This is a genomic window from Cupriavidus sp. C3SS-1 (assembly GCF_057073755.1).
This window is the reverse complement of the sequence record NZ_CP172699.1, coordinates 2,811,995-2,822,632: the sequence shown is the minus strand read 5'-3', so window position 1 is coordinate 2,822,632 and position 10,638 is coordinate 2,811,995. Positions and strand designations below refer to the sequence as shown.

The 10,638-nt window shown below is 65.4% G+C and carries 10 protein-coding genes; 4 read left to right on the top strand and 6 right to left on the bottom strand.

Annotated features, from left to right (window positions below):
- Positions 1–47 precede the first annotated feature (47 nt).
- Positions 48–491, top strand: coding sequence for a thioesterase family protein (locus tag ACIGJC_RS13115; RefSeq protein WP_483709310.1), 444 nt, complete (start codon positions 48–50; stop codon positions 489–491).
- Positions 492–556: 65 nt separating this feature from the next.
- Here ACIGJC_RS13115 and ACIGJC_RS13110 read toward each other — a convergent pair whose 3' ends face one another.
- Together ACIGJC_RS13110 and ACIGJC_RS13105 are read right to left on the bottom strand one after the other, a co-directional pair.
- Positions 557–1,456, bottom strand: a complete 900-nt coding sequence (locus ACIGJC_RS13110) for a recombination-associated protein RdgC (protein WP_483709308.1) — start codon at positions 1,454–1,456, stop codon at positions 557–559.
- Positions 1,457–1,546: 90 nt separating this feature from the next.
- Positions 1,547–2,125 (bottom strand): BPSL1445 family SYLF domain-containing lipoprotein, encoded by a 579-nt coding sequence (locus ACIGJC_RS13105; protein WP_483709306.1) that lies wholly within the window; start codon positions 2,123–2,125, stop codon positions 1,547–1,549.
- 169 nt (positions 2,126–2,294) lie between these two features.
- Between ACIGJC_RS13105 and ACIGJC_RS13100 the strand changes: the two genes are divergently transcribed.
- On the top strand, positions 2,295–2,741 hold the full coding sequence (locus ACIGJC_RS13100; protein WP_483709304.1) for a hypothetical protein: 447 nt from the start codon (positions 2,295–2,297) through the stop codon (positions 2,739–2,741).
- Between the two features lie 32 nt (positions 2,742–2,773).
- Here the strand turns inward: ACIGJC_RS13100 and ACIGJC_RS13095 are convergent, their stop codons facing one another.
- Positions 2,774–3,607, bottom strand: coding sequence for an aldo/keto reductase (locus tag ACIGJC_RS13095; RefSeq protein ID WP_483709302.1), 834 nt, complete (start codon positions 3,605–3,607; stop codon positions 2,774–2,776).
- Between the two features lie 218 nt (positions 3,608–3,825).
- Positions 3,826–4,218 carry a tautomerase family protein gene (locus tag ACIGJC_RS13090; RefSeq protein ID WP_483709300.1) on the bottom strand — a complete coding sequence of 131 codons (393 nt, stop codon included), beginning with the start codon at positions 4,216–4,218 and terminating at the stop codon, positions 3,826–3,828.
- Positions 4,219–4,340: 122 nt separating this feature from the next.
- Here ACIGJC_RS13090 and ACIGJC_RS13085 point away from each other — a divergent pair, with 122 nt between their 5' ends.
- Together ACIGJC_RS13085 and ACIGJC_RS13080 are read left to right on the top strand one after the other, a co-directional pair.
- A complete protein-coding gene (locus ACIGJC_RS13085; protein ID WP_483709298.1) occupies positions 4,341–5,219 on the top strand; it encodes a LysR family transcriptional regulator in 879 nt (292 codons plus the stop codon).
- Between the two features lie 157 nt (positions 5,220–5,376).
- The gene (locus tag ACIGJC_RS13080) at positions 5,377–7,500 is read left to right on the top strand and encodes a TonB-dependent receptor (RefSeq protein WP_483709296.1); all 2,124 of its coding nucleotides are present in this window, start codon (positions 5,377–5,379) and stop codon (positions 7,498–7,500) included.
- An 86-nt stretch (positions 7,501–7,586) separates the two neighbouring features.
- Here ACIGJC_RS13080 and ACIGJC_RS13075 read toward each other — a convergent pair whose 3' ends face one another.
- Both ACIGJC_RS13075 and ACIGJC_RS13070 read right to left on the bottom strand, forming a co-directional pair.
- On the bottom strand, positions 7,587–8,273 hold the full coding sequence (locus ACIGJC_RS13075; RefSeq protein ID WP_483709294.1) for a Fe2+-dependent dioxygenase: 687 nt from the start codon (positions 8,271–8,273) through the stop codon (positions 7,587–7,589).
- A 19-nt stretch (positions 8,274–8,292) separates the two neighbouring features.
- Positions 8,293–10,548: a TonB-dependent receptor gene (locus ACIGJC_RS13070; RefSeq protein WP_483709292.1), complete on the bottom strand. Its 2,256-nt coding sequence runs from the start codon at positions 10,546–10,548 to the stop codon at positions 8,293–8,295.
- Between the last annotated feature and the right edge of the window lie 90 nt (positions 10,549–10,638).

Sequence of the window (10,638 nt, the reverse complement as noted above, 5' to 3'; positions counted from 1 at the left end):
CTGGTGCGTCTGGCGGCGGTTTTCCGTCCACTCTGCCCGATGCCGCCATGGCCCGTCTTCAACTCGACCTTCCCGACGACCAGTTCTGCTATTCGACGCACATGACCGTGCGCGTCACCGAGATCAATTCGGCCAACCACCTGGCCAACGATGCGATGATCTCTATGATCTCCGAGGCGCGCGCCCGCTTTCTCTATGAGTTCGGCAGCGAGGGCGACAGGGTGGAGGGTCTGGGCATCATCGTCACGGACCTGGCCACGATGTACCGCAATGAGGCGCATGCGCGTGACCAGTTGCTGTTCGAGGTCGGCGTGATGGATTTCAACAAGTATGGCGGCGACATCATCTTCCGCATCACGCGCCCGCAGGACGGCGCGCTGATCGCCATGGCCAAGTCCGGTTTTGTGTTCTTCGACTATCAGCAGAAAAAGGTGATGCCGATGCCGGCCGGTTTCGCCGGCCGCTTCCCCAAGGTCAACTGGGTCGGCTGAGGCGGCATAAAAAAACGGCCGCGCAAGGCGGCCGTGGCAGCTTTTCAGGTCGGGCGGCGCTGGCCTCAGACCTTGCGCTCGCCGCCGAGCGCCTCGGTCAGGTCGCCCAGCATGCCGGCCAGTTCTCCGGCCATCATCGTGAAGTCGGCGTCGAAACGCTCGTCTTCGTCGTTGCCGGTGTTGTCGGCCTGTTCCTTGATGACGTCCAGCGGCGCCACGCGCTTGATCGCGAGCGAGTCGGTCAGCACGAACGACACGCGGTCGTTCCAGGTCATGGCCAGGCGCGTGCAGCGCTTGCCGCCGGAGATATGGCGGCGCAGGTCTTCGGCATCGAGCGGATGGCGCACGTAGCGCACCGTAGCCTTGCTTTCGGCGCCGGACTGGAGTTCGATCTCCTGGTCCACCGTGAAGCCGGCGGGGGCGACATCGGTGGCCAGCCAGTCGGTCATGGCCGCCACCGGCGACTGGTTCACGTGCAGGTTCGCGAGCGGCAGCGGGTCCAGTGCCTTGAACAGCATGCCGCGCACCTCGTCGGCCTTGGCCGCGCTGGCAGCGTCGATGGCCAGCCAGCCGTTGGCCGGGTCGATCCACACGCGCGTGTCGCGGCGGATGCTGAAGGCGCGCGGCAGCAGTTCTTCGGTGACCTGCTCCTTCAGTTCCTTCATTTGCTTGCGGCCGGGCTTGTAGCCCTGCTGCTCTTCGATCTCGGCGGCGCGCGCCTTGGTGACCTGGTTGACCACGGTGGTGGGCAGCAGCTTTTTCTCGGTGCGCAGCGTCAGCAGCATCTGGCCGCCCACGGTGTGGACCAGCTGGCCGTTGTCGCGCGGCGAGGCCCAGCCCTGGGTCTGCATTTCAAGGCTGGTGCCGGGGAAAAAAGCGTGTTTGGCCAGGCTGGCTTCGACTTCGTCGGCGCGGGGCGACCATGGAGCGGAAAAACGGTGGAGCTGGAGGTTCTTGAACCACATGGGATGAATTCGGCCGGATGAAAGGGACGAATTCTAGCCGGTCGCCGCGATGCCGCCTGAAAAAGAGCGGCGGCATCGCGCGGTGGTGCGCTACAGATCGAGCCTGGTGATCTTGCTGCCTTCCAGGCTCAGCCCGGCCATCAGGCCGGCATTGGTCATGACGAAGCCGACGATCGGAGATTGCGCGGTGTTGGTGTCCAGCACGCCGTTGGCGCCGATCGTGGCCAGTGCCACGGTGGCATCCACGCCGGCGGTCCAGCCATTGCTGCGCACGAACTTGTCGTAGGCCTCGGGCGTCAGGAACATCAGCACGATCGACTTGGACTGCGCGCCGATCTGCCAGCCGACCGAGCCCGCGACCAGGCGATAGTAGCCGTGCGTGGCGCCGCCCGAGCGTAGCGCGCCGTCGCCATACTCGCCGCCGACGACGAAGCCCGCCGACAGCGTCTTCGGGAACACCAGGATGCCGCGCGCCTTGTTGGCAAGCTCGCGCGAGCCCTTGACGCTGCCGTACAACTTGCCGAGCGTGGCGTCCACGCCCGAATCCAGTTCACGCCGCCGCGCGGCCTTGTCACTGGGCGCATCGGGACCCGTGGTGGTGCAAGCCGCCAGTGACAGGCTGCCCAGCACGAGGCCGGCACTGGTTTGGAGGAATGAGCGGCGCTTCATAGGATCTCCTTCTGCTTGTTTGTGTTCTTTGAAGCATAGTGCCCGGCTGCTTACGGACCAATGGTCGACCGCCTGCAACCCGTTGAAGTCGTTTCCATTTGTTAATGCTGTGGCGTATGGTCGACTTTGACCCTGCAAGGGTGCAGATGCTGCGGTACAGTCCCGACGCATGAAGACGATCTTCCATGCCCCCAAACTGTCCATCCTGATGCTTGCCGCGCTGCTCGGCGCCTGCGGCTCGCATCCGCCCGCGCCCGATGCGGGCGAGGCCGCCAGCGCCGCCAGCTCCGCCAGCGCGAGCACGGAAGCCAGCAACGGCTGGCAGGCGCTGCGCGCCCGCTACATGGATTGCGTGCAGCACCAGGCCGACGCAGGTGTGTCCGGCAAAGCGCAGACGAAGGACGTGGTGTCCTCTGCGCTGACGGCGTGCAACGGCGAACTGAAGGCCATGCACGATGCCTTCGGCACCTATCTCGGCAGCCAGATGTCGTCCTCGCACGGCAAGTCAGGTGCGCGCCAGGCGGCCGACCGCGTCACCACCGACACGCGCGAGAAGGCGCGCGCCTACCTGACGAAATACGTCGAGCGCGAGCGCTATATCGCGCGCACGCAGTAATCCGCGATCGCACCTCGGACGGCCGGCTGCCGCTATAGCATTTCAAGCGGCGCGGGCCCGCTCGGCGGCGGGAACAGGCGGTCGAGTTCCAGCAATTGTTCGGGCGTGAGCGGGTGCTGCAAGGCGCCGAAATTCTCGGTCAGGCGGTCGCGGTGTCCGGTCTTGGGAATCGCAATGATGTCGTCGCGCGCCAGCAGCCACGCCAGCGCGACCTGTGCCGGCGTCATGCTGTTGGCCTGCGCGAAACGCACCAGCTTCGGATGCCGCGCGAGCCGTGCCTGCTCGATCGGCGAATAGGCCATCGCCGGCACGCCGCGCGCATGCATCCAGGGCAGCAGGTCCCATTCGATGCCGCGGCGGGTCAGGTTGTAGAGCAGTTGGTTGACCGCAACCTGGTCGCCGCCGGGAATTGCCCACAATTCCTCCATGTCGGACAGGTCGAGGTTGCTCACGCCATAGTGGCGGATCTTGCCGTCGCGCTGCAGGTTCTGCAGCGCCTCAACGGTTTCCTCCAACGCGATGCCGCCGCGCCAGTGCAGCAGGTAGAGGTCGAGGCGGTCCGTGCCAAGCCGCCGCAGGCTGCGCTCGCACGCGGCCACGGTGCCGCGCCGGCTGGCGTTGTGCGGGTAGACCTTGCTGACCAGGAAGACCTCGTCGCGCCGGCCGGCGATGGCTTCGCCGATCATCTCCTCGGACTCGCCCTCGCCGTACATCTCCGCGGTATCGATCAGGCTCAGGCCCAGGTCCAGGCCCAGCCGCAGCGTGGCAATTTCCTCGGCACGCGCGGCGGGATGTTCGCCCATATTCCACGTTCCCATGCCAAGCGCGGGCACGCGCTCGCCATCGGGCAGGATGACATGTTTCATGGTGGCTATTCCTTAAGGCGGGCGGTGCGGGGGGCGGCACACGCTTGCGCTGGTTAACAAGCCATCAATCTACAAGAACATGAGCGGGGGATTAAGGGGGGAATAGTCGGGTCAGCCTATACGTGGCGAGGGCGATGCACGGGCCCTGGGTTGGCTCCCCTCTCCCGCGCAGTGGGAGAGGGGAGCCAACCCCCCGGCATCGCCGACGCCCGTTCGGTTCACCCATGCTGATGCCGATACTCCTGCGTCAGCCCGCCATACCCGTAAGCCGCGGCCCGCGCATCGATGACGTGGATATACGACACCGGATGCACGTTGCCGATCAGCTTGGACAGGGTTTCGAAGATGGCCTGCAGGTACGCAGCCTTCTCCGCCTTGGTATTGGTTTCATCGGTCACGCTGATATCGAGATGGAAGGCGTTGCGCCCGGTTCCGGACAGCGGCTCGCCGCCAATGATCCACTGCTCGCGCGGCACGTACTGGACCGCAATGGCAATGACATCGGGCTTTTTGCCGAGCACGCGCTGCGTGAGTTCGGACACCGCGGCGGCGCTGCGGCGGGTGAGGGTTGCGTCGGGCTCCCCGGAGATCTGCAGGTTGATGTGGGGCATGTCTGGCTCCTTGATGATTGCGTTGGCAAGGTCATGGTAGGCGGCGGTGTAATATCGGAAAAGCGGGAAGTTCCGATATGAACCATCGGATTCTCCGAATCAACAGGAATCAGGGGTTTGCCATGCGTGGATTCGACACCGATCAGTTGCGTACCTTCGTCACGGTGGCCGACAGCGGCAGCCTGTCCGCGGCCGCGCCCCGCCTATTCCTGTCGCAGTCTTCCGTCAGCGAGCAATTGCGCAAGCTCGAAGAGCGCGCGGGCGTGCCACTGCTTACGCGCGGCCGCAAGGGCGCGGCGCCCACGCCTGCCGGGACGCGTCTGCTCGAGCATGCGCGGCGCATCCTGGCGCTCAACGACATGGCGCTGCAGGAGTTGCGCGGCCGCGTGCTGGAAGGGGAGTTGCGGCTAGCGGTGACGGACTACTTCCGACCCGCCGAGATCGCCGGCATGCTGCGCCGCTTGCGCGAGCGCCATCCGCTGCTGCGCCTGCACGTCACGGTGATGAAGAGCGCCGTGATCGACGCCACGGCGGACATGGATGCGTTCGATATCGGCCTGAGCATGCGTATCGTCGGCACGCGCGGCCAGGCGGCCGCACGGCGCGGGACACTGCTGCGGCGCGAGTCGCTGTCATGGGTCACGGCGCAGGGCGAGGCGGGCAACCTGACGCCGATGCTGCCGCTCGTGCTGCTGCCCGACTCGTGCTCGCTGCACCAGTTCGTGGTGAAGCTGCTCGTGCGCAAGCATCGGTCCTTCGAGATCGCGCATTCGGCCTCGGGCGTGGCCGGATTGCACCTGGCGCTGGCCGCGGGGCTCGGCCTGTCCTGCCTCAATGCCTCGGCCATCGGCCCGGGCGTGGCGCCTCTGGATGCGGCCAGCCAACGCAGGCTCGGCCTGCCGGCCCTGCCGGAAGCGGAGTTCTTCCTGCTGCCGCCCAGGCGCGGCGAACCGGATTTCATCGCGGCGGCGCGCAATGCGCTCGCGGAACAGTTCGGGTGAGCGTCGCTCGCTCAGGCGGCTCCCGAAAAATATGGCGTAGCGGACCCCTTTCCCGCAAAGCGAAAGCGGATATTTATCCGCAAATTTGACCAAAGGCTCCCCGGTAAATGATAATGCGTCGCATTTTATCGATTGCATTACAAAAAATTACAGGGAAATGAGTCTTAAACTGCATCCGGTACACCGCGCCGTCCTGACGGTATTCGCTTGCCAGCCCATGCTGGCCGGCATCGTCCACGCTCAGGAGACCGGGGCTGTCGCGACGCCTCAGCAGAGCCTTCCAGAGGTCACGGTGAGGGCCGATGCCAGCCAGGACCTGGGCAGTGGCTATAACCCGTCCAGGACGGTCAGCGCGACCAAGACCGAGGCTCCGCTGCGCGACGTTCCGCAGACCGTCAACGTGGTCACGGCAGACGTCATGCGCGACCAGCATGCCACCTCGATGCAGGATGCCCTGAAGAACGTGCCGGGGGTGTCGTTCTCCACCGGCGACGGCCAGCGCGACCAGGTGTCGATCCGCGGCTTTACCGCGATTGCCGACCAGTTCGTCGATGGCATCCGCGACGACGCGCTGTATTTCCGCGACCTGTCCAACGTGGACCGCGTCGAAGTCATAAAGGGTCCGGCAGCCGTGCTCTATGGCCGCGGCTCGTCGGGCGGCCTGATCAACCGCGTGACCAAGAAGCCGGGCATCGACGTGACCGACTTCGCGCTGAGCTACGGCATGTGGGCCGACCGCCGCGCCGAGGCCGACGTCGGCCGCGTGTTCGCCGATGGCGCCGCCGCATTCCGCGTGACGGGCGCCGTGGAGAAGGCCAACAGCTACCGCTCGCAGCAATTCCTCGATCGCAAGGCGATCGCGCCGTCGCTCGAACTGCGGATCGCGCCCGAGACCACCGTGCTGCTGCAGGCCGACTATCTTGAAGACCGCCGCGTGACGGACTTCGGCATCCCGGCCTACAAGGGCCGTCCGGTCGACGTGCCGGCCTCGCGCTACTACGGCGCGGCCAATGCGCGCGATGCCGACTACTCGCAGTCGCGCGTGTATTCGGGCACGGCCACGATCAACCATCGCTTCAACGACAACTGGTCGATCCGCAATGCCACGCGCTACTACCACTATTCGCTGGACCGCAACAACACGCTGACCAACTCGGTCAACGAGGCGGCGCAGACGTTCACGATGAACCACGGCAATGTCGGCCGCGAGGAGCATGGCTGGTTCAATCAGACCGACCTGACGCAGAAGGCCAGCCTCTTCGGCATGCAGCACGAGTTGCTGTACGGCATGGAGATCGGCCAGCAGAACAAGAACCAGGTCAACAACACCAAGCCCGTGCCGGGTAGCTTCAACCTGTTCAGTCCGGTGCTGCCAACGCTGGCGCGCGTGAACCCGGGCACGCCGGGCACCGACAACCTTGGCGTGTTCAATACCCTGGGGTTCTATACGCAGGACATGGTGACCCTCAGCGAACAGTGGAAAGCACTGGTGGGCCTGCGTTTCGACCGCTTTGAACAGGAGACGCGCCAGAACCTGGCAGGCCAGCCCAACCTGTCGCGCACCGACAATGCGTGGAGTCCGCGCGCGGGCCTGGTCTGGCAGCCGACGAAGGCGCAATCCTATTACGTGTCCTGGAGCAAGTCGTTCCAGCCGTCGGGCGAGGCTTTTGCGCTCGCGGCCAACAACACGCAGCTTGCGCCCGAGACGACCAACAACACCGAAGTCGGGGCCAAGTATGACTTCCTGGACGGCAAGGCCAGCGCCACGGTGTCGGTGTTCCGCCTGGAGCGCACCAATATCAAGGTCGCCAATGCCGCCGGCACGGCACTGATCCCGATTGGCGAGCAGCGCACCGATGGCGTGGAAATCTCGGGCGCGGCCGAACTTGGTGGCGGCTGGCGCTTTCTGGCGGGCTACGCCTACCTGGACGCCGAAGTGACCAAGTCGACGGCGGCACTGCAGGGCAAGAGCGCGACGATCACGCCGAAGCATTCGGGCAATGTCTGGCTGACCAAGAGCCTTGGTTATGGCTTTGGCGTGGGCGCCGGCCTCAACATGGTGGGTGCGCGCTACGCCGACCCCGCCAATACCGTGACGCTGCCTGGCTATGTCACGGCCGACATGATGGCCTGGTATCGCCGTGGCGCCTTCGAGGCCCAGCTGAATCTGTACAACCTGTTCGACAAGAGCTACATCGTCTCGGCGCATGGTACCAACCCGAACCTGAACATGCCGGGCGCGCCTCGCAGCGTCATGGCTACCCTGCGCTACCGGATGTAAGTCAGTACGAATTCGGCAGCTGGAAAAAAGGCCGGGCGGTGAGTAACCGCCCGGCCTTTTTGCTCTCTGTCATTGCATGGACCGCCTCAGGTCTCGCTCCACTGCCTCAGCAGGTTGTGATAACACCCCACCAGCGTCCGGCGTGCCTCTTCATCGGCGCCGGTCTGGTTCAACCGCTGGATCGCGTTATCCATGTCGAACAGCAGCGCGCGCTGGGTGTCGTCGCGCACCAGGCTCTGGATCCAGAAGAAGCTGGCCACGCGCGTGCCCCGGGTGATCGGCGTGACCTGGTGCAGGCTGGTGGCCGGATAGACCACCATGTCGCCGGCTTCAAGCTTGACTGCGTGCATGCCGTAGGTGTCCTGCACCTGCAGCTCGCCGCCGTCGTAGCTGTCGCGCGGCGACAGGAACAGCGTGGCCGAGATGTCGGTGCGCAGCTTGCGCCCGTCATGCGGATGAATGCGTACGCTGCCGTCCACATGGGCGCCGAACGTCATGCCCTCGCTGTAGCGGTTGAACATCGGCGGGTAGACGATATTGGGCAGCGCCGCGCTGATGAAGCGCGGGTTGCGCTCCAGCATGCCAACGACCAGGCGCTGGCACTCCAGCGCCACGTCGGAGCGTTCGTCGATCTGCTGGTTGAACTTGACCGGCGCGCCCGAGTAGCCGGCCGTCACGCGGCCGTCGACCCAGGCTGCGCCCGCCTGTTCCAGCCGCTCGCGCACCGCGCCGACCTGTTCGGCGTTGAGGACCTGGGGGATGACGACCAGCATGGCGGCTTTCCTTACTCGCTTACAGGCGATAGGTGAACGACAGCATGGCGGTGCGGCCGGTGCCCGGCACCGAGCGTCCGCCATCGGACTGGATCAGCGCATCGTAATACTTCTTGTCGAAGATGTTGAACAGGTTCAGCCGCACATCGTACTTCGGCTGGTGGTAGGCCACCATGCCATCCCAGCGCACGAAGCTGCCCACCTGCACGGTGTTGGTGTTGTTGGCAAAGCGCTCCGACATATAGAAGGCGCCGCCGCCGATCTCCCAGTTGGGCAGGACGGAGTAGCTGGTCCAGGCCGTGGCGGTGTGCTTCGGCGTGTTCGTGGGCACCTTGCCGGTGGTGTTGGCGCCGATGCCGTTGATGATCTCGCCGTCCAGGTAGGTATAACCGGCAAACACCTGCCACTTGTTGGTGATATGCCCGGTGGCGCCGGCGCGGAAGCCCTTCACGCGGATCTTGCCGGACAGCGCGTAGGTGGTGGCGTCGATCTGGCTGCGGGCATTGTCCTTGGTGATCTGGAACAGCGCCGAGGTCAGCGACAGGTCGCCGCCCATCAGGTCCCACTTGCCGCCGACCTCATAGGACTTGTTCTTCTCAGGCTCCAGGCTCTGCTGGCCGACGGTGCCGACCAGCTGCTCCAGCGACGGGTTGAACGACGTGCCATACGACACGTAGTAGGACTGGGCCTCGCTCGGCTGCCAGATGCCACCCAGGCGCACGCTCGTGAAGTTGACGGTCTGGTCGGCGCTGGCCAGGGCGGTGCTGAAGTACGGCGCGCCGGCGGAGTTGGATGAGTTAATGGAGTTGCTGACGCTGGCGATGTAGCGGTCATAGCGCACGCCGGCCACGGCCTTCCATTGCTTGCTGAACTCGATCGAATCGTTGAGGTAGGCGGCAATCGTATTTGCCGAGCCGCCTTGCAGGTTGCCGGTGCTGGTCGCCACGTTGGCGGGCGAGGCCGTGTAGGTCGGGTTGACCAGCGGTTCGCAGGCAACATAACCGACCGTCGCGGCGGTCGTGCCGCTGACCAGCGGCTGCCCATTGCAGCTGCCGTTGCGGTAGTAGTTCTGGTTGTTGTAGCCGTCGTGGCCGATCTCGGCGCCCGCCAGCATGGTGTGCTTGACCGAGCCGGTGTCGAAGTTGGCCGTCAGTTCGGTCTGGTTGAAGATCGAATAGTCGCGGATCTTGCGGTCGTGGCTTTGCAGGCGCACGAAGAGTTGGTCCAGCGGCAGGGTGCTGGCGGTGAGCGGCGTGAAGCCGCGCGCACTGACCGAGCCGACCGTGTTGGGCGCGGTTTCGCGGGCGTCGGTCTCGACATAGTTGAACTGCGTCTGGTTGCGCAGGCGCAGGTTGGGCGAGAACTTGTGCGTGATGCCCGCGCTCAGCGCCGCGATGTCCTGGTTGGTGCGGTCGTCGGTGAAGCCATAGAAGGTATTGCGGTCGACATTGGTCGGATGGCCGTTCAGGTTCGAGAAGCCATAGTCCGGCATGTCGTGGTTGTGCTGCAGCAGGGCCGACAGGGTGATTTCCGTCGGCGTGCCGATGCCGAACCGCCACGACGGCGCAATGCCGAAGTCCTGCACCGTCATCTCGTCGCGCGTGCTGGTCCGGCCATCCTGCGCCATCGCCGAGATACGGAAGGCCGAGGTGTCGCCCGTGGGCGTGTTGTAGTCGGCCGTGGCGCGCACCAGGCCATTGGTGGTGACCGAGCCTGTCACTTCGGTCGCCGCCTTCATCTGCGGCTTCTTGCTGACCTGGTTGATCACGCCGCCGGTGGATCCGCGCCCGAACAGCATCGACGACGGCCCCATCAGCACTTCGACGGAATCGAGCGCAAAGGTGTCGCGGTAGTACTGGCCGCGATCGCGGAAGCCATCCAGGTAGATGTCCGTGCGGGCGGAGAAGCCGTTCAGGTTGATGTTGTTGCCGATCTGCCCGCCTTCGGCACCGCCGATGGTGATGCCCGGCACATTGCGCAGCGCCTCCGCCAGCGAACTCACGCCCTGGGATTCCATCAGCGCCTTGTTCACCACCGTGACCGATTGCGGCACGTCGCGCAGGTCTTCCGGCAACTTGCTGAGCGAGCTGCGGCCCGCGTTGAAATCGTCGCGCGAGGCCGCGCCCTGAACGACCACCTCCTGCAGCGTCGTGGCGGGCGCCGCGGACTGCTGCACGGGAGCGGCGGGCGCCTGCTGGGCAAGCGATGCTGCGGGCGCGGCAAACAGCGCGATCAGCGCGGTGGCGATGGGGGTACGTTGGGAGCGGCGATTCATGGCGTGTGTCTTTTGTTCGCCCGGGCGTGGATCCGGCCGGCGCCGCCGCCAGCGCGAATGCGCGTGGATCGACGACGCGGTCATGAGGGC